The organism is Leifsonia sp. 115AMFTsu3.1 (genome assembly GCF_004362795.1).
In the GTDB taxonomy this organism is placed as follows: Bacteria; Actinomycetota; Actinomycetes; order Actinomycetales; family Microbacteriaceae; genus Leifsonia.
In genome coordinates, this window is record NZ_SNYB01000001.1 from 2090652 (window position 1) to 2115134 (window position 24483).

Here is a 24483-nt window from a genome sequence, read left to right on the forward strand (position 1 = left end):
CGGGATGCTGCAGGCGCTGTTCTTCATCGTCGCGTTCCTGCTGGTGGCTTTCGGCGGTCTGATGGCCGCCGTCGACTCGGCTCTCGCGGTGCAGTCGCGCGCCGACATCGCCGACCTCGCCGAGACCTCCCGGGCCAAGAAGTCGCTCCGGGCGATCGCGGAGGACCCGGGCGCCTACTTCAACGCCATCAGCTTCACCCGCATCATCGCGGAGACGACGGCGGCGGTCCTGGTCACCCTCGCCTTCGAGCAGATCTTCGAGCAGTGGTGGATCTCGCTCATCCTGGCCGCGCTCATCATGACGGCGGTGTCGTTCGTGCTCGTCGGCGTCAGCCCGCGCAGTGTCGGCCGGGCCAACTCCACGCTGCTGCTCCGCCTCACGGCGCCGATCGTGCGCTTCGTGCGGGTGGTGCTCGGCCCCATCCCCGGCGGACTGGTCGCCCTCGGCAACCGCGTCACGCCGTCGCGCGCCCGTTCGGCGCCGGTGACGAGCGAGGAGCAGCTGCTGTCGATCGTCGACGAGGCGACCGAGTTCGACGTGCTCGAGGAGGACGACCGCGAGCTCATCCACTCGATCTTCGAGTTCAACGCGACCGTGGTGCGCGAGGTGATGATCCCGCGCACGGACATGATCACCGTCGACTCCACCGCCGGTCTCGGCACGGCGATGGGGCTGTTCTTCAGCACCGGCGTCTCGCGCATGCCCGTCATCGACGGCGGCGACCCGGACGAGGTGGTGGGCATCCTTTACCTGAGGGATGCGGCGAAGCTGAGCTTCGAGCGCCCCCTCGGCGCCGACGAGCTCACCGTGCGCGACCTGGCCCGCCCCGCCCTGTTCGTGCCGGAGTCGCAGAAGGCCGACGCCCTGCTCGCCCAGATGCAGCGCGAGTCCAACCACCTGGCGATGGTCGTGGACGAGTACGGCGGCATCGCCGGACTGGTCACCCTCGAAGACCTCATCGAGGAGCTGGTCGGCGACATCTCGGACGAGTACGATCACGAGGTCGCGCTCATCCAGGCGATCGGGGAGGGCCGCTACCGCATCGCGACCCGGCTCCCGATCGACGACCTGGCGGAGCTGTTCGACACCGAGATCGAGGAGGAGGACGTCGACAGTGTCGGCGGTCTCGTCACCAAGGCGCTCGGGCGCCTGCCTGAGGTCGGCTCGGCGGTCACCGTGCACGGGCTGCGCTTCACGGTCGACCGCATCGAGGGCAGGCACAAGCACGTCGCGACGGTCATCGTCGAGCGGGATGCCGCCCTGCTCCCCGCGGCGGACGCCGAGACCGCCGGCTCGCGCGACTCCCGCGACGACGACCGACGCGGCGCGCGGCACGACCGCCACGGCGACACGCGGCACGGCGACAACCGCCACGGTGACGTCGGCGATTCCCGCCGCGACACCCGACACACCCAGGAGAGCAGATCGTGACCGAGTACCACGCCGGATTCGTCTCGTTCGTCGGCCGCCCCAACGTGGGCAAGTCGACGCTGACCAACGCCCTCGTCGGCGAGAAGGTCGCCATCACGAGCTCGAAGCCGCAGACCACCCGGCGCGCGATCCGCGGGATCGTCCACCAGAAGGACGGCCAGCTGATCCTGGTCGACACGCCGGGCATCCACCGGCCGCGAACGCTGCTCGGAGAGCGCCTCAACACGCTCGTCCAGTCCACCCTCGGCGATGTCGACGTGATCGGCTTCTGCGTCCCCGCCGACGAGAAGATCGGACCGGGCGACCGCTTCATCAACGAGCAGCTGGACGAGTACCCGCGCGCCAAGAAGGTCGCGATCGTGACCAAGGTGGATGCGGCGGGCAAGACGCAGGTCGCCGAGCAGCTGCTCGCGGTGTCCGCGCTGCGCGAGTGGGAGGCGATCATCCCGGTGTCGGCGGTGAGCCACATCCAGCTGGAGACCCTGACCTCGGAGCTGATGAAGCTGCTGCCGGAGTCGTCGGCACCGCTCTACCCGGACGAGGCCATCACCGACGAGGGACTCGAAGACCGCATCTCCGAGTACATCCGTGAGGCCGTCCTGGAGGGTGTCGAGGACGAGCTGCCGCACTCGCTGGCGGTGACGATCGACGACATCATCGAGCGCGACGACAAGGACCTCGTCGAGGTCTACGCCAACCTCTTCGTCGAGCGCGACAGCCAGAAGGCGATCGTGATCGGAAAGGGCGGCAGCCGCATCCGCGACGTGGGCGCCGCGGCGCGCGTGCCGATCGAGAAGCTGCTCGGCCGCCAGGTGTTCCTGTCGATCCGGGTGAAGGTCGCGAAGGACTGGCAGCGTGACCCGAAGCAGCTGGGGCGGCTCGGGTTCTAGGTGGAGGAGGCCGTACATCCCGAGGATGATTCCGGCCGCTGGATGCCCGGCCGCGCACACCCGGACCGTACGGTAGAAGCATGCCCGACCGCCGCAGACTGCTGAGCGCGCTCGCTCCGCACCGCTGGGTGCTGGAGCCTGCGCTGGCCGTCGTGCTGTTCGCGGCGTGGCTGGTGACCGGCCTGCCGTACGACCTGGCAGCGGGGCTCGCGCTGGTCTTCTACTGCGCCGCCGTCGCGCTGTCGCGGATCCTCCCCGGTGTCGCGCTGGGGCTCGTCTGGGTCGCCGTGCTGTTGGAGATGACCGAGCAGGAGTCGCTGGATGGCGCCTTCCGGGTGATCTCGGCGGTCGCCGTCGTCGCGTCGCTGGTCGGCGTCGCCGCGCACGGCGGGCGGGTGCTCCGCTGGCTGGACTTCTCGTCGGCGATCCTGCTCGCCCCGGCCGTCGCCTACCTGTTCACGGTGCGCGGCGACCTGAAGTTCCCGCAGTTCGGCCCGGTCATCGGCGGGTATTACACCAGCCAGGGCATCGGGTTCCTGCTGATGAGCCTGCTGGTCGCGGTCATCTTCGTCGCCGCCTGGCTCCTCGGGTTCCTGGTCGCGAGGCAGCGTGCGGCCAACGTGACCGTCTCGGGCTCCCGCGGGCCGTCCGTCCTGGTCTGGCTGGCGTCCAACGGCGGGATCGAGTCCGGCGAGGACGACCCGTCGCGCCCGGAGCTCGTCAGACGGCTGACCCGGACGCAGCTGACCACCGATGTCGCCGGCGCCATCGCGCTGGCCGTGTTCTCCCTGATCATCGCCGGAGCCGACCGCTCGGCGTTCCTGGTGACGATCGCGTTCGCGGTGGCCGTGGCGCTGCGCCGGATGTCGCCGGCGGTCGCGCTCTCGGTCGCCTGGCTGGCGGCCGTGCTGCAGATGACCACCGGGCACAGCATCCTGGTCAGCAATCTCGCCGTGCTCATCGTGCTGTACGCGACCGCGGCCTACGGCGACCGGATCGTCCGTGCCGCCGGTCTCATCTCGGCCGGGATCGGCGCGCTGGTCGCCGCCCTGTACCTGACGGTGACGGCCGCCGTCGCGCAGGGCTACTACGACCTCCTGTCGAGCGCGATCGCGAGCGTCGCGCTGCAGTTCGCGTTCCTGTTCGTCGTGAGCGTCACTGTGCTCGGCCTGTCGTGGGTGCTCGGTCTGCTCATGCGCACCTGGCGCAACGCCCGCGTCGCCCGCCGCGCCCGGGTGGAGGCGGAACTCGACCGCAACCGGGCGGTCGAGGACGTCGTGGTCGAGCAGGAGCGCACCCGCATCGCGCGCGACATGCACGACGTGGTCGCCCACTCGCTCGCGGTCGTCATCGCCCAGGCGGACGGAGCGCGGTACGCCCGGCGCACCGACCCGGACGCCGTGGATGAGGCGCTCGCGACCATCGCATCCACCGCCCGGTCCGCGCTCGGCGACGTGCGTGTGCTGCTCGCCGAGCTGCGCCAGTCGCATCCCGCCGACGCCAACCGCGAACCGGGTGCCCACGACGGACCGCAGCCATCGCTGGCCGACCTCGATCAGACGGTCGAGCACATCCGCTCGGCCGGTCTCCCCGTCGACCTGGAACGGCGCGGGGATGTCGCCGCCTTGGGCTCCGCGCAGCAGCTCGCCGCCTTCCGCATCGTGCAGGAGGCTCTGACCAACGCCCTGCGCCACGGCGACACCAGCCGCCCGGCGAGCGTCGTGCTCGCGGAGGCGCCGACCCACCGCGGACCAGGAATCGTCATCACCGTGAGGAACACCATGAGAGACACCACCCTCGAACCCACCATGACCGGCTCGCTGCCCCGGATCGGCCACGGGCTGCCCGGGATGCGCGAGCGCGCGTCCCTCGCCGGGGGATCGCTCACGGCCGGGCCGCAGGACGGGGAGTTCGTGGTCACGGCCTTCCTCCCGGGGGCGGTCGCGTGAGCGGCGCGACGGTCGAGGCGGCGCCGATCCGGGTGCTGCTCGTCGACGACCAGCCGCTGTTCCGCGCGGGCGTGCGGATGCTGCTCAGCTCGCAGGACGACCTCGAGTTCGCGGGGGAGGCCGGCAACGGGCAGGAGGGTGTGCGCCTGGCGGCGGAGACGCGTCCGGACGTCGTGCTGATGGACATCCGGATGCCCGTGATGGACGGCATCGCCGCCACCAGTGCGATCATCGCCGACGCCGAGCGCGCGGGACGCACGGCGCCCCGGATCGTGGTGCTGACGACGTTCGACCTCGACGAGGCGGCCGCCCGCGCGATCCGTGGCGGGGCGAGCGGGTTCGTGCTGAAGGACGCGGAGCCCGAGTTCCTGCTCGCCGCGATCCGGACAGTGCACGCGGGCAGTGCGGTCATCGCGGCAGGAGCCACGCGCGAGCTGTTCGAGTACTTCTCGTCCGCACAGCCGGTGCGGCCGGAGCCGCCGGAGTTCGCCTCCCTCACCTCCCGCGAGCGCGAGATCTTCGTTCTCGCCGCGCGCGGGCTGAGCAACGCGGAGATCGCGGGCTCCGAGTTCCTCAGCGAGGCGACCGTGAAGACGCACATCTCGCGCATCCTCGCGAAGCTGGGGCTGCGCGACCGCGTGCAGATGGTGGTCTACGCCTTCGAGCACGGCCTGACCGCCGCCGAGTAGCGGGGCCGACGGGCCGACGGGGCCGACCGGTCGGTGCCATCCCGCGTCATCCTCAGGGAGGACACAGGATAGCCCCACCGCCCGATTCGGCCGCAGGGGGCGTCTCCCTAGCGTTGAGGGTATGGAGCTGACTCTCACAGAAACGGTGGCGCGCGTCGAAGCGGCCACGAAGACCTATGGCACCGGCGCGGGCCGGGTGAACGCGCTCGACGGTGTCACCCTGGGCATCCCGGCGGGCCGGTTCACGGCCGTGATGGGCCCGAGCGGATCGGGCAAGTCGACCCTCATGCACGTCATGGCCGGGCTCGACTCGGTGACCGGCGGTCGCGTGTTCCTCGGCGACACCGAGATCACCAGCATGGGGGATGCGGAGCTCACGCTGCTGCGCCGCCGTCGCATCGGCTTCGTGTTCCAGTCGTTCAACCTGGTGCCGACGCTCGACGTGCGCGGCAACATCCTGCTGCCGTTCGAGCTGGACGGCCGCCGGCCGACCCGCGAGCAGAACGAGTGGATCGACCACCTCGTCGACACGCTCGGCCTCGGCGGCCGCCTGACCCACCGCCCGCACGAGCTGTCCGGGGGACAGCAGCAGCGCGCCGCGATCGTGCGTGCGCTCGCCACCCGCCCCGACCTCGTCTTCGCGGACGAGCCGACCGGCAACCTCGACTCCCGCACCGGCCGCGAGGTGCTCGGCGTGCTGCAGGAGGCGGCGCGCACGTTCGGCCAGAGCATCGCCATGGTCACCCACGACCCCGTGGCGGCGAGCTACGCCGACCACATCGTCTTCCTCGCCGACGGGCGCGTCGCCGCCGAGCGGCCGCAGTCGTCGGCCGAGGAGATCTCGTCCTTCATGCTCGGGATGGAGGCGCGCGCGTGAGCCGCCCGTTCTCGGCCTTCCGCGCGAACGCGCGCGACCACCGCGCCGGCATCCTCGTCGCGGCCCTCAGCTCGGCCTTCGGCGTCGCCCTGGTCGGAGGGGTGGATGTGATGGCCGCCTTCATCGGCGGATCGTCGATGGGGGAGCGCGCCAGCGTCCAGCTCGCGCTGGGGATCGTCGCCGGCATCTTCTTCGTCGTCGCGGTCTACGTCGGCGCGATCGTCACGACGAACACCTTCGCCACCGTCATCGCGGGGCGCACCCGCACGATCGCCCTGCTGCGGCTGATCGGATCCAGCGCGCGGACACAGCGTCGATCGGTCGCCGGCGAAGGCCTTGCCGTCGGTCTGATCGGGGCCGCGGTCGGGGGAGCCGCTGCCGCCGCGCTCTCGCTCCTCGCGGTGCGGCTCCTCATGATGACGGGCGTCCTCCCGGAGGCGCAGTATCCCGTCCTCAGCCTGCTGATGGTGCCCCCGGCGATCATCGTCGTCCTCACTACCTGGCTCGCCTCGTGGGTGGGCAGCCGACGTGTGCTCACGGTGACGCCCGTGCAGGCGCTCGGTGCTGCGCAGGAGCGCCCAGCCGCCGCGGTGCGCAGCCGCGGCAGGCTGGCGGTCTCGCTCGTCCTCATCCTGTCGGGCGCCGCGCTGCTGGTCGTCGGGCTCCTCCTCGGCACGGGCGCGTTCGTGCGCGTCAGCGCGACTCTCGCCCAGTTGTCGTCCTACGGGGTGCTCGTCGCACTGCCGGGCGGCATCCTCTCCTTCACGGGGATCGTCCTGGCCGCGCCGTTCTTCCTCCCCGCCGTGCTGCGGGCGGTCGGCCTGCTGTTCGGGCGGGGCGCCGCGAGCCGGCTGGCCGCGGCCAACGCCGTGCGCAACCCGGAGCGCAGCTCCCGCACCGCGATCGGCCTGGTGATCGGGGTCACGCTGATCACGATGTTCGTGGTGGCCGCATCCACCTGGCAGGCGCTGATCCGGGATGCCGAGGCGCGCGAGCCCGGGATGTACGAGGGCGCCGACGGCATCATCGGCGGCACGATGGCCGTGTTCACGGTGCTCGTCGGATTCTCGGCGATGATCGCGGCGTGCGGCGTCGTCAACACGCTCTCGCTCAGCGTGCTGCAGCGCGGCCGTGAGCTCGGACTCCTGCGCGCACTGGGCTTCACGGCCGGTCAGGTGCGGAGGATGGTGCTCGCCGAGAGCGCGCAGCTGACCGTCGCCTCTGTGCTGACTGGGCTCGTGCTGGGAACGCTGTACGGCTGGATCGGCGCGCAGTCACTGCTCGGGATGATCCCCGGCGGAGGCGTCCTCGCCCCGGTCCTTCCCTGGCCGTTCCTGGCCGCGATCGTCCTGGGTGCCGCCCTTCTCGCCGTCGTCGCCGCACTCGCGCCGACCCGCCGGGCCACGCGCGTCTCACCTGTCGCCGCCCTCGCCGTGGAGTGACGGACTCTGGATGTTGGCTGAACTCTCACGGAGCTTCAGCTATCGATGAACTGAGCCCGGAATAATGAGGCGTCCGTCGCGTCCCGTCCACCGGGCCGCCCCCGAGAGGATCCATCCCTGAACTGGCTGAACACGCTGAGGATCGACAAGCCGCCGTTCCTCATCACGCTGGATGTCGTGGCCGCGATCCTCGCGCTCTACCTGCTCGTGCGTCCCACCTGGCGCCGTACGCTCGCCGGGCTGATCGCTGCGCTCGTCGGCGGTCTGGTCGGCTGGTTCGTGGTGTGGCTGGTCACCGACGTCTTCGACGTGTTCGGCGTCGCCCTGACGCCGGTGACCACCCTGTGGACCGCCCTCGGGTTCGGCGGGGTCAGCCTCGCGGTGGCGAACCTGTTCCGTTCCCGCTGGTGGCGGAAGGTCGTGGCGATCGTGAGCATCCCGGTGTTCCTCGCGGCGGCGTTCTGCGGCATCAACGCCGACTTCGGCGCCTACCGCAACCTGAACGATGTGCTCGGCGTCGTGCCGTACGGGGCACTCCAGCTGCACTCGGAGCGCGGCGAGGTCGTGGCCGGCACCGACTGGAAGGCAACGACGACGCCGGTGGTCGCGGGGGAGCTCCCGGCGAAGGGCGAGGTCGGCACCGTCCGCATCCCGGCCACGCAGTCCCGGTTCCCGGCGCGCGAGGCTGTCGTCTACCTCCCGCCGGTCGCGCTGACGGCGAACCCTCCCGCCCTTCCGGTGATGTACGCCCTCTCCGGTCAGCCGGGGGCGCCGGCCGACATGTTCACCGCCGGGGGAGTCGCCACGGCGATGGATGCGTTCGCCGCTCAGCACGACGGCTACGCTCCCATCGTGGTCGCCGCCGACCAGCTGGGCGGCCCCGGGCGCAACCCGATGTGCGTCGACTCGCGCGATTACGGCAAGTCGGCGACCTATCTGCTGACGGATGTGCGGAATTGGGTGCGTTCTCACCTGCGAGTGAGCAGCGACCCGGCAGGATGGAGCGTGTTCGGCTACTCGCAGGGGGCGACCTGCGCTGTGCAGTTCGCGAGCGGGCGGCCGGACCTGTTCGGCTCCGCGCTCGCGTCGTCGAGCGAACTCGGGCCGACGTTGGGGGATGAGGAGCTGACCATCAGCACGGGATTCGGCGGGTCCAAGCAGGCGTACGAGAAGGCGCAGCCGGCCGCGATGATGAAGGCGAACGCGCCGTACCGCGATTCGGTGATGGTTCTCGGGGCGGGCGCCGACGACGCGAAGTACTCCGGTTTCGCCCGCACCCTGTACGCCGACGCCGAGCGCGCCGGCATCCACGCCGAGCTGCTCAGCTCGCCCGGCACCGCGCACGACTGGAAGACCGTGCGCTACGTGCTCGCGCATGGCTTCCCGACGATCGCGCGGCAGCTGGGGCTCGGGTCGTGAAACCGGCCGCTCTCGCGCAGCGGACCGGGCGGCTCATCGCGAGCCATCCGTTCACGACCGGGGTGACGCTGCTCATCCTGGTGCTCGCGCTCATCACCGGGCCGATCCGCGGGCCGCACCGGCCGCTCCGCGGATGGCTGGGCGCGGGCGCCGTCCAGCTGCTGGACGGGCACTGGTGGTCGCCGTTCACGGCCGTGCTCTTCACCGACGACCTGCTCGAACTGATCGTCGTGCTGGTCCTCACCGTCGTGCTGGTGGGCGCCTCGGAGCGCCTGATGGGCACCTGGCGCACGGCGCTGGCGTTCTTCGGCACGGCCGTCGTCGGCATCGTCGTGGGTGCTGTCATCCAGGTGGCGGCGAACGACATCGGCGAGCTGTGGGCGCGCAACGTCCATGGGCTGCTCGTGCTCGACGCGTTCACGGCGATCGGCGGCACGATCATGACGGCGAGCGCCTTCGCCGGAACGCTCTGGCGGCGCCGCATCCGCGTGATCACGCTGCTCGTCGCGATCATGTACCTGCTGTACTCGGGTCTGCCGTCCGACTTCTACCGGCTGCTCGCCGTGCTGACCGGGCTGGCGCTCGGCCCGCTGCTGCGGCAGGCGAAGGTGTCGGGCGGATGGCTGCGCAGCTCGCATCACGAGGTCCGGGTGCTGCTCGCCTCGGCGCTGACCATCACCGCCGTCGGCCCGGTCATCGGACTCCTCGGCTCGACGCGGTACGGCCTGCTCTCTCCGGTCGGCCTGCTGTTCAGCAACGAGGCGCCCAGCGCGACCTCGGTCATCCAGCGCTGCCAGGCGTTCGCCGTGACGCGGAACTGTTTCCGCGAGCTGACACTGGAACGCATCAACGGGCTCGGGCCGGTGCTGCTGTCGGTCCTCCCGCTTCTCCTGCTGCTCGTCGCGGCGTATGGCCTCCTGCGCGGGCGGCGGTTCGCGGTGTGGCTGGCGGTGGCCGTGAACGGACTGCTTGCGCTGCTGTCGGCGCTCTACTACGGCATCCTGCCGATCGCGTCGGCCCGCCCATCCGTCTCCCCGCGGTACTGGGAGGTCACCTTCATCCTCGCGCTGTCGACGCTCGTGCCGCTCGCGATGGCCATCCTGCTCGTCGTGTTCCGCCGCCACTTCACCGTGATGCCGTCCGCCAAGGCGGTTCGGAGGTATGTCTTCCTAGTGCTCGGGACCGGCGTCGGGCTCGTCGCGGTCTACGTGCTCGTCGGCTGGCTGCAGCGCGACACGGGCTTCACGCGCCCGATCGACATCAGCGACCTGTTCGCGGATGTGCTCGAGCGGTTCGTGCCGGTCAGCTTCCTGCGGCGCGAGCCCCTGCAGTACCTGCCGACGACGCCGCTGGCGACGATCGTCTACCACAACATCGGAACGGTGTTCTGGCTCGTCGCGATCATCGGGGCCATCCCGCCGATGCTCGGTCGCGGACTCCGGCGGCGCGGTACCTCGGAGGATGCACACGTGCGCGAGCTGCTGCACCGCGGCGGCGGCGACGCGATCTCCTTCATGGCGACCTGGCCCGGCAACTCGTACTGGTTCGACCCGATCGGCGGCGGTGCGATCGCGTATCGCGTCGAGGGGCGGGTCGCGCTGACCACCGGCGGTCCGTTCGGTGCGCTCGGTCCGCACGACGGCGCCATCCAGGGATTCGCCCGATTCTGCGACGACAACGGCTGGATCCCGGTGTTCTACAGCGTGGAGGCTCGCTACACGTCGCTGTTCGAGCGTCTCGGCTGGTCGACCATGACCGTCGCGGAGGAGACGGTCATCCGTCCACAGCTGTGGGCGACGACGGGCAAGAAGTGGCAGGACGTCCGCTCATCCATCAACCGTGCTCAGCGTGCCGGCATCCGCTCGGAGTGGACGACGTACGCCGCGCTCCCGCTCACCTCGGCCGTGCAGCTGTCCGACATCTCCGAGCAGTGGGTCGCCGAGAAGGACCTGCCCGAGATGGGGTTCACGCTCGGCGGACTCGACGAGCTCCGCGACCCGGAGGTGCGCCTGATGCTGGCCGTAGACGAGGACGGCCGGATCGAGGCCGTCACGAGCTGGCTGCCCACCTACCGCGCCGGGATCGTCGTCGGCTGGACGCTCGACTTCATGCGTCGACGGCCTGACAGCATCAACGGTGTGATGGAGTTCCTCATCGCCGAGGCCGCGACGCGGATGAAGGACGACGGGATCGAGTTCATGTCGCTCTCCGCCGCGCCGCTCGCCCACACGGCGGCGGCCCAGGAGGGCGGCAAGGACACCATGGACCGGCTGCTCGGCTACCTCAGTTCGTCGCTCGAGCCGGTGTACGGCTTCCGCTCGCTGCTGAAGTTCAAGCAGAAGTTCCAGCCGGAGCTGCACCCGCTGATCATGGCCTACCCGGACCCCGTCGCCCTGCCCGCGATCGGCATCGCGCTGGTCCGCGCGTACCTGCCGGGGCTGTCCATGCGGCAGGCGGCGACGTTCGTGCGGGGGCGCGGCTGACGCCGAGGTGGTACTCTCGGTGCTGTGTACGGTCTGCTCCTCCTTAGCTGCCGCGACGAGTCCTAGTTCCGGGCCTCACTCGTCGCGGAGTTCGTCGTCGGCTCTCCACACCACACGAGCAGAGGATTCCTGAAGACCATGAAGAACACACAGGCGCCGAGCGCCATGCCGATCCACCGATACCGGCCGTTCCACGAGCAGATCCGCGTCGACCTGCCGGACCGCACCTGGCCGTCGAAGCACATCACCCAGGCGCCCCGCTGGTGCGCCGTCGACCTGCGTGACGGCAACCAGGCGCTCATCGACCCGATGAGCCCCGAGCGCAAGCGCATTATGTTCGACCTGCTGGTGCGGCTCGGCTACAAGGAGATCGAGGTCGGCTTCCCGTCCGCGAGCCAGACCGACTTCGACTTCGTGCGCAGCCTGATCGAAGAGGGCGCCATCCCGGACGACGTCACCATCCAGGTGCTGACGCAGTCGCGCGAGCACCTGATCAAGCGCACGTACGAGTCGCTGGTCGGCGCCAAGCAGGCGATCGTGCACCTCTACAACTCGACCAGCATCCTGCAGCGGGACGTCGTGTTCCGCACCGACCAGCAGGGCATCGTCGACATCGCGCTGAACGGCGCGCGGCTGTGCCGGAAGTTCGAAGAGCTCGTGCCCGGCACCACGATCTACTACGAGTACTCGCCCGAGAGCTACACCGGCACCGAGCTGGAGTTCGCCGCCGACATCTGCAACCAGGTGCTCGAGGTGTTCGAGCCGACGCCGGAGCGGAAGGTCATCATCAACCTGCCCGCGACGGTCGAGATGGCGACGCCCAACGTCTACGCCGACTCCATCGAGTGGATGTCGCGGCACCTGAACCACCGCGAGAACGTCATCCTGTCGCTGCACCCGCACAACGACCGCGGGACCGCGGTCGCCGCCGCCGAGCTCGGGTACATGGCCGGAGCGGACCGCATCGAGGGCTGCCTGTTCGGCAACGGCGAGCGCACCGGCAACGTTGACCTGGTCACGTTGGGCGTCAACCTGTTCACGCAGGGCATCGACCCCCAGATCGACTTCAGCGACATCGACCAGATCAAGCGCACCGTCGAGCACTGCAACCAGCTGCCCGTCGGCGAGCGCAGCCCGTGGGGCGGCGACCTGGTGTTCACGGCCTTCAGCGGCTCGCACCAGGACGCCATCAAGAAGGGCTTCGAGGCCATGGAAGCCGAGGCCGAGCGCACCGGCGTCCCGGTCGACGATCTGGTCTGGGCGGTCCCGTACCTGCCCGTCGACCCGAAGGACCTGGGCCGCAGCTACGAGGCGGTCATCCGCGTCAACTCGCAGTCGGGCAAGGGCGGCGTCGCGTACCTGCTGAAGACCGACCACTCGCTCGACCTGCCGCGCAAGCTGCAGATCGAGTTCTCGGGGGTCGTTCAGGCCAAGACCGACGCCGAGGGCGGCGAGGTCACCAGCGACCAGATCTGGTCCGTGTTCCAGGACGAGTACCTGCCGGCTCCCGCCTCCGACCCGGACGCCAAGTGGGGCCGCTTCGAACTGGGGAGCACCACCACGTCCAACGAGACGGGCGAGCATGTCGTGCTCACGGTGACGCTGCGCGACGGGGACACCGTCTCGAAGGCCACCGGTGAGGGCAACGGTCCGATCGCGGCGTTCTTCGACATCCTGCACCAGCACGGGGTGGACGCACACCTCTACGACTACTCGCAGCACACGCTGTCGGCGAGCGAGTCGGCTCTCGCTGCCGCCTACGTCGAGGTGGATGTGGACGGCCAGCGCCGCTGGGGCGTCGGCATCGACGCGGACACCACCACGGCGTCGTTCAAGGCGGTCGTGTCGGCGGTGAACCGGGCCGTGCGCTCGGCTGCCGGCCAGTCGGCGCAGGAGCTCGTCTCGGCCTGACGCACGCTCACGCGGAGCCCGACATTCGTGCCGAATGTCGGGCTCCGCTGCGTGTGGGGGGCGCGAGATTTGCGCCAAATCTCGCGAAAGCGGCCGCCATTCCCGAGATTTGCGCCAAATGTGCGGCTCCGCTGCGTCGCGGGGGCGGCGTGATTCGTGCCGAATGTGCGGTATCGCCGCGGCTTTCCGCACATTCGGCACGAATGTGCGCGGGGTTACTCGGGCTTGTCGATGCGGTAGCGCGGGATCGCGCCGGTGTCTGTGCGCTCGGCCGTGCGGGCGGCGCTGGGCGCGCGCGTGAAGCGGGGCCAGCGCGGACGGGGGATGCGGCCCAGCTCCCGCTGCTCCGGCAGGCTCCACCCGAAGCGCACGGCGAGGAGACGGATGACGAGGGTCACGACGACGCAGACGACCGCCGCGACCGTCAACGGCACGCCGAAGTCGAGCATGACGACGAGGACGATCGTGCCCGCGCCGGCCGCGACCGCGTAGAGCGAGCCGACGTGCATGAGCGCGATGGGCAGGTTCAGCAGCACGTCCCGCAGGATCGACCCGCCGACTGCGGCCACCACGCCGACAAACACCGCGGGAACCTCCGGCAGCCCGAGCGCGAGCGCCTTGCTCGCTCCGATCGCGCCGAACAGCCCGATCGTCAGCGCGTCGAGGAAGGTGATGACCGGGTCGAGACGGCGGAACAGCCGGATCAGCAGCATCCCGAGCAGTGCGGCGACGACGGTGATCGGCAGGTACCAGTTCGACTGCAGGGCGACCGGCGTGACGTTGAGCAGCAGGTCGCGGAGGAGTCCGCCGCCGACGCCGGTGGCGACGCCGATGATCGCGACGCCGAGCAGGTCGAGCCGCCGGTCGCGGAATCCGGACGCGAACATGGCGCCCTGGAGGCTGCCGACGCCGACAGCGATGAGGTCGCCCCACAGCGGGATCGACAGGGCGCCGATGTCGACGGGGGTCGTGCTCACCCCCCATGTGTATCACGCGCGCGCGGTGGAGCTAGGAAGCAGCGCGAAGCGATGCCGCGACCCCAGCGCCGCGCGGTGGAGCTCAGGGGCAGCGCGAAGCGATGCCGCGACCCCAGCGCCGTGCGGTGGAGCTCAGGGCAGCGCGGAGCGATGCCGCGACCCCCGCGCCGAGGAAGCCTGCGACCGAGGTCACAGCCTGCGACCGAGGTCAGAGCCTGCGACCGAGGTCAGAGCCTGCGACCGAGGTCACAGCCTGCGACCGAGGTAACAGCAAGTGACGCACCCCGCATCCGCCGCACTGTCAGCCGGGCGCGCGATACTGGAGTGTGCCTGTCTACCGTGATGAAGCCGTCGTGCTCCGAACCCACAAGCTGGGCGAGGCCGACCGCATCGTCACCATGCTGAGCAGGCAGCACGGAAAGATCCGTGCGGTGGCGAAGGGCGTGCGGCGGACGGCCTCCCGGTTCGGGTCGCGGCTCGAGCCGTTCATGGTCGCCGACGTCCAGCTCTACGAGGGGCGCAGCCTCGACGTGATCACGCAGGCCGAGACGCTCGGCGCGTACGGCGCCCTCATCGCCGATGACTACGCCAGCTACACCGCGGCCAACGCGATGGTCGAGGCGGCCGACCGGTTGACGGATGCCGAACCGTCCATCCAGCAGTACCTCCTGCTCGTCGGGGCGCTGCGCTCCCTGTCGCGGCGCGAGCACGGGGCCGGCCTGACGCTCGACTCGTACCTGCTGCGCGCGCTGTCGTTGGCGGGATGGGCGCCCAGCTTCCAGGACTGCTCACGCTGCGGGGCTCCCGGCCCGCACACCTCCGTCGTCGTCCAGCTCGGCGGCGTCGTCTGCGCGGACTGCGCACCGCAGGGCGCCCCGAAGGTCGACGCCGACACGATCGCCCTGCTCGGGGCGCTGCTGTCCGGCGACTGGGAGGCGGCCGAGGCCGCACCCGACGGCACGCGGAACCGCGCGAACGGCGTGGTGGCGGCGTATACGCAGTGGCATCTCGAGCGCGGGCTGCGCTCGCTCCAGCACGTTCAGCACGACCAGAAGGCGAGTGGATGAGTCCGAAGCCCTACACGCACAAGGATGCGGTCGAGTACCGCCCGCTCGACTGGACCGGCGTGTATCCGCCCGCGTTCCCGGCGGGGAGCGTTCCGTCGCACGTGGCGATCGTCATGGACGGCAACGGCCGGTGGGCGAATCGCCGGGGCCTGACCCGTATCGAGGGGCATCGGGCGGGGGAGGCGGCCCTGCTCGACGTGGTGGCGGGCGCCATCCAAGCCGGGGTCAAGCACCTCAGCGTATACGCGTTCTCGACCGAGAACTGGAAGCGGTCGCCCGACGAGGTGCGGTTTCTGATGGGATTCAACCGAGACGTCCTGCACCGGCGCCGCGACCAGCTCAACGAGTGGGGCGTGCGGGTGCGCTGGGCGGGCCGGAAGCCGCGCCTGTGGTCGTCGGTCATCAAGGAGCTGCAGTACGCCGAGCAGCTCACGGCCGGGAACGACGTGCTGACGCTGACGATGTGCGTCAACTACGGGGGACGGACGGAGATCGCCGACGCCGTGCGGTCGATCGCCGACGACGTCGCTGCGGGCCGGCTGCGGCCGTCCGCGGTGAGCGAGAAGACCATCCAGCGCCACCTCTATCTGCCGGACATGCCGGACGTCGACCTGTTCGTGCGCAGCTCGGGGGAGCAGCGCACCAGCAACTTCCTGCTGTGGCAGAGCGCGTACGCCGAGATGGTGTTCCTCGACACGCTGTGGCCGGACTTCAGCCGCACCGACCTGTGGGATGCGGTGGAGCTGTACCTGCGCCGCAACCGCCGGTTCGGCGGTGCGGTGGACGCGCCGACGGCCGAGACGCCATCCACCTCGGAATAGACCGCGGCGTGCCGCGCGTTGCCTCTGAGGTGAGCGAACCCATCAAGATCGACATCTGGTCCGACATCGCGTGCCCGTGGTGCTACATCGGGAAGAGGAAGTTCGAGGCCGGCAGCGGACTGTTCGCCGGCGCGGGCGACGGGCGCGGGGTCGAGGTCGAGTACCACTCCTTCGAACTGTCCCCGGACACCCCCGTCGACTTCGACGGCAGCGAGATCGACTTCCTGGCTGGCCACAAGGGTCTCCCGGCCGAGCAGGTGCAGCAGATGCTGGAGCGCGTGACCGGGATCGCCTCGTCCGTCGGGCTCGACTACGACTTCGACAACCTCAAGCACACCAACACCGTCAAGGCGCACGAGCTCCTGCACTTCGCGAAGGCGAACGGCAAGCAGCTGGAGCTGGCCGAGCGCCTGTTCCGCGCCTACTTCATCGAGGGCCGTCACGTCGGCCGGGTCGAGGACCTCGCGGATCTCGCGGCCGAGGTGGGCCTTGACCGCGATGCGGCGCTCCAGGCGCTCGAATCGGAGCAGTACCTCCAGGATGTGCGCGCCGACCAGGCGACCGCCGGAGAGTACGGCATCAACGGCGTCCCGTTCTTCGTCATCGATGGCAAGTACGGCGTGTCCGGGGCGCAGGACGCGCAGACGTTCGCCCAGGTGCTTGAGCAGGTCTGGTCGGAGCGCGCGGCGGTGACCGCGTGACCGGCGCGGAGCCGGCCGTCGCGGCCGACGCGACTCCCGCGCCCGTCGTGCCGCTCGTCCAGCTCGGCGCCGCCGGCGCCGTCTGCGACGGCGACACCTGCACCTTCTAGCGAGCGAGTTGACGCAACACGCCGTCGCGCTCCGTTGCATGGCGGCGTGTTGCGTCAACTCAACGCGAGCGCAAGACGGACACGGCGGACGGCCTCGCGGGCGTCGTTGGCCATGTGGGTGCGATTGACTCGCACGACCTCCCAGCCCATGGTCCGGATGCGCCACAAGCGATCGACGTCGATGTAGTACTGGTGAGTGTCGGTTCTGTGTTGATCGCCGTCGTACTCGACCACGACGTGCGCCGCGGGGTAGGCCAGGTCGCCATGCGCGACCAGATCGCCATCGGGACCGACGATCCGATAGTTCACCGCCGGTTCCGGGAGTCCGGCCCGTACAAGGGCTAGGCGAAGCACAGTCTCCATCGGGGAGTCGGTGCGGGCCCGGACGCGCGCGAGCGCGCACCGTAAGAGACGCACACCGGGCCGTCGCGGGCTGGACGCGACGGCGGCAGCCAGTTGCTCCATTGTTGCGATTGGCTCCTTGCGACGGACGAGGGCGTCCCCGCAGACGACCAGGTCATCTTCGGCAAGCATGCTGGCGAGCTGGCACCAGGTCTCGACCGCGGACACGACCGGTAGTCCATGGAGTGTTGTGGTCGCGTCGTCGGCGATCCTCGTCTGATGGCCGTGGATTCCACGGTGGCGCGCTGCCCGTCCCGGCGCCCGTGTAGAGACGTGGAGCGGTTCGTCGAGATCCGCCTCCCGTCCTAAGGGAAGCCCATGGAGACGCGCGGCGGTGATGTGACTGAACAGCATCCCCTCAGTCATCGCCGGTAGGAATGCCCGGCAACGCTCGACGAGATCATGCGCGGGACCGATGGCACGGACGCCGTGGTGGGGGCGCGTCAAGTCTCCTCGTCGCAGCCGAGAGCGCGAGACACCGTGCAGCAGGGCCTCGCCCGTCGTGAAATGGGGTCCCATCCTGAGCGGTTCCATCGCCACAGGTTGCCAGTCATGACTATTGCCTGCCGCCGTTATCCACAGCTCGCACGCGAGTTGACGCAACACGCCGTCGCTCGACCGGGTGCGACGGCGTGTTGCGTCAACTCGATGGCGGGCCTGGGAGCGGCGCGCTATTCGGGGTCGGTGATGTCAGCGACGGTCGCGCCGAAGGCCGTGATGAGGGCGTCCGCGTCGACGAAGAGGGAGTAGCCGTGCTCGCCGGCGCCCATCGACACGCGACGGCCCGGGATAGTGGCGTCGGCGACGACCGGCCACGCGGTGGTGCTGCCGAACGGCGTGATCGTGCCGCGCTCGTAGCCGGTGGCGGCGAACGCGACCGACGCATCCGGGAGCTGCAGCTTATTCACCTGCAGCACCGAGCGCAGCTTCGGCCAGGCGATCTTGCGGCCGCCGGGCACGAGGGCGAACACGAACGTGTCATCGCTCCGCTTCACCACCAGCGTCTTGACGATGTCGCCGGGCTGGATGCCGAGCAGCTCGGCGGCCTCCTCGAGGCTCCGCGCGGCGGGACGCTCCACGATGTCGACCTCGATGCCGCGGGCCTGCGCGTCGGCGGCGACGCGCTCCCGACCGGTGCTCACAGGTGCGCCAACAGGGGAGTTGTCCACGGATTCCGGGCTCTCGGCCATAGCTCAGCACGCTTTCTGGGAGAATCGAGTGAGATGTCTACCACTGCCACCCTAAGCCACGCGCCTCAGCTGACCATCGGTCCGCTGGGGCTCGACGTGCCGGTCGTCCTCGCACCGATGGCCGGGATCACCAACACGGCGTTCCGTCGGCTCTGCCGTGAGTTCGGCGCCGGTCTCTACGTCAGCGAGATGATCACGTCCCGCGCTCTCGTCGAACGCACTCCGGAGTCGCTGCGCCTCATCACGCACCACGAGTCGGAGACGCCGCGTTCCATCCAGCTCTACGGTGTCGACCCCGTCACCGTGCGCGAGGCCGTGACGATGCTCGTCGCCGAAGACCGCGCCGACCACATCGACCTCAACTTCGGATGTCCGGTGCCGAAGGTCACCCGCAAGGGCGGGGGAGCGGCGCTTCCCTGGAAGCTCGGGCTGTTCCGCGAGATCGTCGAAGGCGCCGTGCAGGCGGCCGGCGACATCCCGCTCACGATCAAGATGCGCAAGGGCATCGACGGCGACCACCTGACCTACCTCGAGGCCGGTCGCATCGCCGAGGGCGCCGGCGTCGCCTCGTTGGCCCTGCACGCGCGCACGGCGGCGGAGTTCTACTCAGGTCACGCCGACTGGTCCGCCATCGCCAAGCTGAAGGAGACGGTGACTTCGACGCCCGTGCTCGGCAACGGCGACATCTGGTCGGCGGCCGACGCGATCCGGATGGTGGAGGAGACCGGGTGCGACGGCGTCGTGGTCGGCCGCGGCTGCCTCGGGCGTCCCTGGCTGTTCGGCGACCTGGCCGCCGCCTTCCGCGCGCGGGCGGGCGAGATCTCGGCAGCAGAGGCGGAGGCCGCCCAGGCTCATCCGACGCTCGGGCAGGTGGCGCAGACGTTCCGCCGCCACGCGGAGCTGCTGGTCGAGTTCTTCGACAGCGAGGAGCGTGGCTGCCGCGACATCCGGAAGCACGTCGCCTGGTACTTCAAGGGCTACCCGGTCGGCGGCGACCTGCGGGCGAGTCTCGCGACCGTCGACACGCTCGAGCACCTCGACGAGCTGCTCGCCACGCTCGACCCCGACCAGGAGTACCCGGGCGAGGCGGCAGAGGGTCAGCGCGGTCGTGCAGGCTCCCCGAAGCGGCCGGCGCTGCCGGACGGCTGGCTCGAGAGCCGGGACCTCGACGGCGTGCAGCGCGCCGAGGTCGCCGATGCGGAGGTGCACAACAGTGGTGGATGACATCGCGGCGACCACGAGCACAGGGGCCGGTGCGGTGCAGACGGCCGAGGCGTCCGCCGAGCGCGGGTACTCCGAGCACGACCGGGAGCGCTGGCTTCCCGAGCAGCACTCGAACCGGCGCAGCGACTTCGCCCGCGACCGGGCGCGGCTGCTGCACTCCAGTGCGCTCCGCCGTCTCGCGGCGAAGACGCAGGTGCTCAGCCCCACTGCGGGGCTCGACTTCGCACGCAACCGGCTGACGCACTCGTTGGAGGTCGCCCAGGTCGGCCGCGAGCTGGCCAACAGCCTCGGACTCGACCCGGACATCGTCGACACCGCCTGCCTCGCACACGACATCGGGCATCCACCGTTCGGCCACAACGGCGAGCGGGCCCTCAACACCTGGGCCGACGACATCGGCGGCTTCGAGGGCAACGCGCAGACACTGCGGCTGCTGAGCCGGCTCGAACCGAAGGTGTTCGGCCGCGACGGCCGGCCGTACGGGCTCAACCTCACCCGCGCCAGCCTCGACGCGAGCTGCAAGTACCCGTGGCCTGCGGCCTCGTCGGTGGCCGACCCGAGCGGGCGGGCGAAGTTCGGCTTCTACGCCGACGACCGCGCCGTGTTCGAGTGGATGCGCCAGGGCGCCCCGGAGCGCCAGCGCTGCATCGAGGCGCAGGTCATGGACCTCTCCGACGACATCGCGTACTCCGTCCACGACTTCGAGGACGCCGTGGTGAACGGCTACATCGACGTCGCGGCCCTCGGAAGCCGGGTCGACCACGAAGACCTCGTCGAGTCCATGCACGAGTGGATCGGCGGCGAAGTCAGCCACCAAGAGCTCATCGAGGCGTTCGACCGGCTCGACAGCATGGACATCTGGCTCGACGGGTGGGACGGCTCGCGCCGGTCCCAGGCGCGCCTGAAGAACCTCACGAGCCAGCTGATCGGGCGCTTCGCACACGCGGCCGTCCACGCCACGAAGGAGGCCGCGGGACGGGTGGACCTCATCCGCTTCGGCGCCGACGTGGTCGTGCCGGCCGGGATCCAGGCCGAGATCGCTGTGCTGAAGGGCATCGTCGCCACGTTCGTCATGTCACGGAACACACGGCAGCCGATCTACGCCCAGCAGCGGCAGATCCTGACGACGCTGGCCGACCTGCTCTACCAGCGCGGTCCGGCCGAGCTCGACCCGGGATTCGCGGAAGACTGGCGCGCGGCCGCGACGGACGATGCGCGGAGACGCGTCGTCGTCGATCAGGTCGCCAGCCTCACCGATCAGTCCGCGCTCAGCTGGTACGAGCGTCTCGTGCAGCACTGAGCACGGAAAGGTCGGAGGCTTCGGCGCAGAACCGCTGTGAAGCACCGCATGCTCCGCGCGCCGGGGTTGTATACCGCGGCGCAGTGCAGAATGCTGGGAGTCAGGCTTCGGGAGGAGACGAATGAGCACCGCACTACCACCGTCCGACGGCGACCGCCCCGCAGAGGGGGAGTCGACGGAGACGGCCGGCGCCCCACCGGAGGGGACCGGAGCCGTCACGCCGGCGGCGGGCGGCGGTGCGACAGCGGGCTCAGGCACGACCCGGACCCCGCGAACGACCGGCTCCTCGACGAGCCGAACGGCCAAGACGACTGCGGCCAAGACGACAGGCGCCAGGACGACCTCGTCGTCCACCGCGGGCACGCCCGCAGCGCGGTCGACGAAGCCGCGGGCGACGAAGAGCACCACCGCGCAGACCCCTGAGACGGATGAGGCGACCGAAGCCGCCGTCCCGACCGGCGAGACGTCTGCGTCTGCGTCTACGTCTGGGGCTGCGCGAAAGCCCGCCGCCAAGAAGACGACGACGCCTCGGACTCGCCGGACGACCGCGAAGACCACCCCGATCGCACCGGAGGGGGAAGCGCCCGACATTATGGATGCGACCCTCGGCGCCCGCGAACCGCTCGCGCCCAGCGGCGGATCGAGCCGGAGCCGCAGTGCGTCGGCCCGCGACACGTCCACCTCGCCCGCCGAGCCCCTGATCGCCGAGCCCCCGATCGAGGAAAGCACGGGCACCGCCGAGACATCCGACGACACCGGCGCCGCAGCGACCAAGCGTCTCCCGACGGCCGAGGAGCTCTACGCCGCACCCGCATCCACCGACGCCGGTGCGGCCGCCGTAGCGGCTGCCGTCGCATCCACAGACACGACACGTCCTGTCGGCGCAGCTGCCGCCGCGCCCGCAGACACTCCGACCGAGCGGCTCGCTGCCGACACGACCGACACCGACCAGGAGGCCGCTGTGGACTCGACGACGGCGCGCGAGACGGGCGAACAGCCCACCGACGCCACCGAACCGCCCGCCGCCGCTGCGCCCGACGCAACCGCTCCGGATGCGACCCGGGGCGCACCCGCCGCCACCGGCGCGACCGCCGCCGCCGGCGCCGCCGCCGGCCCGGGCGCGCAGTCCGCGCACGGCCGCACGGTCGGCGACCTCGCCGACCGCCTGGACGACTCGCGGTTCTTCTCCTCCCTGTTCGACTTCACGTTCACGAACTACGTCACGCGAAAGCTCGCCGGTCCCGTGTATGTCGTCGGGCTTGTCCTGATCGCGCTCGGCATCATCGTCGGCTTCGCGAACTCGCTCACCTCGGCGATCGCGACGCACGCGCCGATCGGTGCGTTCGTGTTCCTGTTCGGCGTCCTCATCACGCTCGTCGGGGCGATGCTGAGCGTGCTTCTGCTGCGCGTCGGCATCGAGGTGTTCTGCGCCATTATCGAGATCGCCCAGAACACGCGCCGCCGCCGTCCGCCGGGGGAGTGACCGCGACGGCCGGGACCTCCGGGTTTCGCAGTTCGGGCCGGAGCATCGGTCCGGCTCACTAGAATCGAGAGCATGGCAGGCCGGATTCGACAGAGCGACATCGAAGAGGTCAAAGCCCGCACCAACATCGGCGACATCGTCGGCGACTACGTCAGTCTCAAGACCGGCGGCGTCGGCGCGCTCAAGGGCCTCTGCCCGTTCCACGATGAGAAGAGCCCCAGCTTCTACGTGCGCCCGGGCGTCGGCCGCTACCACTGCTTCGGCTGCGGCGAGGGCGGCGACGTCTACGAGTTCCTGCTCAAGATGGACCACGTCTCCTTCACCGACGCGGTCGAGCGGCTCGCCGCGCGCATCGGCTACCAGCTTCACTACGAGGAGGGCGGCGGCGGTCCCTCCGAGAGTTCCGGCAACCGCGCCCGCCTGCTCGCGGCCAACGCCGCGGCGGAGGAGTTCTTCCGCGACCGCCTGTCCGCTCCCGATGCCGACCCCGGGCGCCGGTTCCTGGGCGAACGCGGCTTCGACGCCGCGGCCGCAGCGCACTTCGGCGTCGGGTTCGCCCCGAAGAGCTGGGACGAACTGACCAAGCACCTGCGCGGCAAGGGCTTCAGTCAGGAGGAGCTACTCACGGCCGGACTCGTCTCCCAGGGCGACCGCGGCGTCTACGACCGGTTCCGAGGCCGCCTGATCTGGCCCATCCGCGACGTCACCGGCCAGACCATCGGCTTCGGCGCGCGCCGCCTGCTCGACGACGACAAGGGCCCGAAGTACCTCAACACCCCCGAGACGCCCGTCTACAAGAAGGCGCAGGTGCTCTACGGGCTGGATCTGGCCAAGCGCGACATCTCGCGGCAGGACCAGGTCGTCGTGGTCGAGGGCTACACAGACGTCATGGCGTGCCACCTCGCCGGGATCACGACCGCCGTCGCCACCTGCGGCACGTCGTTCGGCGTCGACCACATCAAGGTGATCCGCCGGGTGATGGGCGACGACAACAGCCAGGGTTCGGTGATCTTCACATTCGACCCGGATGCGGCCGGCCAGAAGGCGGCATCCCGCGCGTTCGGCGAGGAGCAGCGGTTCTCCGCGCAGACCTACGTAGCGGTCGGACCAGACGGCCTCGACCCGTGCGATCTGCGGCTGGCCCAGGGGGATGTGGCGGTGCGCCGCATGATCGACGCACGCAAGCCAATGTTCGAGTTCATGATCCGCCGGACCGTCGAACGGTTCGACCTCGACTCGGTCGAGGGGCGGGCGGCGGCCCTGCGTGCGGGAGCACCGATCGTCGCCACGATCCGCGACCCGGCGTCGCAGAACGGCTACACCCGCGAGCTCGCGCGGCTCTCCGGCGCCGACCTGCAGGATGCGATCCGCGCCGTCCGCGCCGCACAGCGGGGTTCCGGCTCACGGGAGGGCTCGCGCGACGGATCCCGCGACGACGGCCGCAGCCGCTCGTACCCGGGCGGCGACGGCCAATCCGGCTCCGCCGAGCAGCCGCGTCCCCTCGCGCAGGCCGACCTCGCCGACCCGACGCAGCGCACCGAGCGCGAGAGCCTCATGGTCCTGCTGCAGCTCCCCGGCGAGGTGGGTCAGGAGCGGGCGGCGCGCGCCGTGCAGGTCCCGTTCGTCAACCCGACCCACGCCGTGGTCCGCGACGCGATCGCCAGTCAACTGGCGACGCTGCAACAGCCCGGCTGGGTGGATCGCGTGCTCGCCGAGGTCCCGCAGGCGTACGCGCCGACGGTCAACGCTCTGGCGGTGGCGGAACTCCCGCAGGGCGGCGATCCCGGGCGGTACGCGCGGTCGATCGTCGACGGCCTGATCGACCGCGACCTGCTCCGCGAGAAGGCGGAACTCACCTCACGCCTCGGCCGCACGGAGGACCCGGAGCTGCGTCGCCAGATCTCGCTCGCCATGGTCGCGATCGAGAGCGAACGGCGCCGTCTGCGCGGCGAATAGCACGCCGGAAGCTCCGCCTGCGGAATCCGCAGACGAATGCCTGCAGATGCGCTCTTTTGTTGCGTCCGTGTAAAGATCGCGCCCGGATCCGCATCCGAATGCAGGAACAACGAGCATTCCGTGCTAGGAAAGTTCTCACGCGAACGGCGATCCCGCACGC

Annotated in this window: 19 protein-coding genes; 16 read left to right on the forward strand and 3 right to left on the reverse strand. The window is 70.4% G+C overall.

What is annotated here, in order from left to right; genetic code table 11:
• The first annotated feature begins 4 nt into the window (after window positions 1–4).
• The 9 genes from AXZ95_RS10075 (at window position 5) to leuA (ending at window position 13092) form a co-directional block, all read left to right on the forward strand.
• Complete coding sequence (locus AXZ95_RS10075; RefSeq protein ID WP_018190915.1) at window positions 5–1432, forward strand: hemolysin family protein; 1428 nt, start codon at window positions 5–7, stop codon at window positions 1430–1432.
• On the forward strand, window positions 1429–2322 hold the full coding sequence (gene era, locus AXZ95_RS10080; protein WP_018190916.1) for a GTPase Era: 894 nt from the start codon (window positions 1429–1431) through the stop codon (window positions 2320–2322). The genes AXZ95_RS10075 and era overlap by 4 nt, the downstream gene beginning before the upstream one ends.
• An 80-nt stretch (window positions 2323–2402) precedes the next feature.
• Window positions 2403–4271, forward strand: coding sequence for a histidine kinase (locus tag AXZ95_RS10085; RefSeq protein WP_018190917.1), 1869 nt, complete (start codon window positions 2403–2405; stop codon window positions 4269–4271).
• Window positions 4268–4960 (forward strand): response regulator transcription factor, encoded by a 693-nt coding sequence (locus tag AXZ95_RS10090; protein ID WP_018190918.1) that lies wholly within the window; start codon window positions 4268–4270, stop codon window positions 4958–4960. Before AXZ95_RS10085 ends, AXZ95_RS10090 begins: the two co-directional genes overlap by 4 nt.
• A 121-nt stretch (window positions 4961–5081) precedes the next feature.
• Complete coding sequence (locus AXZ95_RS10095; protein WP_018190919.1) at window positions 5082–5837, forward strand: ABC transporter ATP-binding protein; 756 nt, start codon at window positions 5082–5084, stop codon at window positions 5835–5837.
• Window positions 5834–7279, forward strand: a complete 1446-nt coding sequence (locus tag AXZ95_RS10100) for an ABC transporter permease (protein ID WP_018190920.1) — start codon at window positions 5834–5836, stop codon at window positions 7277–7279. Before AXZ95_RS10095 ends, AXZ95_RS10100 begins: the two co-directional genes overlap by 4 nt.
• Window positions 7280–7456: 177 nt before the next feature.
• Window positions 7457–8698, forward strand: a complete 1242-nt coding sequence (locus tag AXZ95_RS10105) for an alpha/beta hydrolase-fold protein (protein ID WP_018190921.1) — start codon at window positions 7457–7459, stop codon at window positions 8696–8698.
• A complete protein-coding gene (locus tag AXZ95_RS10110) occupies window positions 8695–11181 on the forward strand; it encodes a DUF2156 domain-containing protein (RefSeq protein WP_018190922.1) in 2487 nt (828 codons plus the stop codon). Before AXZ95_RS10105 ends, AXZ95_RS10110 begins: the two co-directional genes overlap by 4 nt.
• 138 nt (window positions 11182–11319) lie before the next feature.
• Complete coding sequence (gene leuA / locus AXZ95_RS10115) at window positions 11320–13092, forward strand: 2-isopropylmalate synthase (protein WP_018190923.1); 1773 nt, start codon at window positions 11320–11322, stop codon at window positions 13090–13092.
• A gap of 215 nt (window positions 13093–13307) precedes the next feature.
• Here leuA and AXZ95_RS10120 read toward each other — a convergent pair whose 3' ends face one another.
• A complete protein-coding gene (locus tag AXZ95_RS10120; protein ID WP_018190924.1) occupies window positions 13308–14069 on the reverse strand; it encodes a TRIC cation channel family protein in 762 nt (253 codons plus the stop codon).
• A 326-nt stretch (window positions 14070–14395) separates the two neighbouring features.
• Here AXZ95_RS10120 and recO point away from each other — a divergent pair, with 326 nt between their 5' ends.
• Genes recO through AXZ95_RS10135 form a run of 3 tightly spaced genes read left to right on the forward strand, consistent with a single transcriptional unit; the run spans window position 14396 to window position 16658 of the window.
• Complete coding sequence (recO, locus tag AXZ95_RS10125) at window positions 14396–15136, forward strand: DNA repair protein RecO (protein ID WP_020074824.1); 741 nt, start codon at window positions 14396–14398, stop codon at window positions 15134–15136.
• Window positions 15133–15957 (forward strand): isoprenyl transferase, encoded by an 825-nt coding sequence (locus AXZ95_RS10130; protein WP_018190926.1) that lies wholly within the window; start codon window positions 15133–15135, stop codon window positions 15955–15957. The genes recO and AXZ95_RS10130 overlap by 4 nt, the downstream gene beginning before the upstream one ends.
• 29 nt (window positions 15958–15986) lie before the next feature.
• Window positions 15987–16658: a DsbA family oxidoreductase gene (locus AXZ95_RS10135; RefSeq protein WP_018190927.1), complete on the forward strand. Its 672-nt coding sequence runs from the start codon at window positions 15987–15989 to the stop codon at window positions 16656–16658.
• A gap of 164 nt (window positions 16659–16822) precedes the next feature.
• Here the strand turns inward: AXZ95_RS10135 and AXZ95_RS10140 are convergent, their stop codons facing one another.
• Window positions 16823–17338 carry a hypothetical protein gene (locus AXZ95_RS10140; protein WP_018190929.1) on the reverse strand — a complete coding sequence of 172 codons (516 nt, stop codon included), beginning with the start codon at window positions 17336–17338 and terminating at the stop codon, window positions 16823–16825.
• A 503-nt stretch (window positions 17339–17841) separates the two neighbouring features.
• Complete coding sequence (locus AXZ95_RS10145) at window positions 17842–18360, reverse strand: YbaK/EbsC family protein (RefSeq protein WP_051087278.1); 519 nt, start codon at window positions 18358–18360, stop codon at window positions 17842–17844.
• A gap of 33 nt (window positions 18361–18393) precedes the next feature.
• Between AXZ95_RS10145 and dusB the strand changes: the two genes are divergently transcribed.
• From dusB to dnaG, 4 genes are all read left to right on the forward strand, one after another.
• The gene (dusB, locus tag AXZ95_RS10150; protein WP_018190931.1) at window positions 18394–19584 is read left to right on the forward strand and encodes a tRNA dihydrouridine synthase DusB; all 1191 of its coding nucleotides are present in this window, start codon (window positions 18394–18396) and stop codon (window positions 19582–19584) included.
• Window positions 19574–20884 (forward strand): deoxyguanosinetriphosphate triphosphohydrolase, encoded by a 1311-nt coding sequence (locus tag AXZ95_RS10155; protein WP_018190932.1) that lies wholly within the window; start codon window positions 19574–19576, stop codon window positions 20882–20884. The genes dusB and AXZ95_RS10155 overlap by 11 nt, the downstream gene beginning before the upstream one ends.
• 121 nt (window positions 20885–21005) lie before the next feature.
• Window positions 21006–22367, forward strand: coding sequence for a DUF4282 domain-containing protein (locus tag AXZ95_RS10165; RefSeq protein WP_155825390.1), 1362 nt, complete (start codon window positions 21006–21008; stop codon window positions 22365–22367).
• A 72-nt stretch (window positions 22368–22439) separates the two neighbouring features.
• Complete coding sequence (gene dnaG, locus AXZ95_RS10170; RefSeq protein ID WP_018190934.1) at window positions 22440–24323, forward strand: DNA primase; 1884 nt, start codon at window positions 22440–22442, stop codon at window positions 24321–24323.
• Window positions 24324–24483 lie beyond the last annotated feature (160 nt).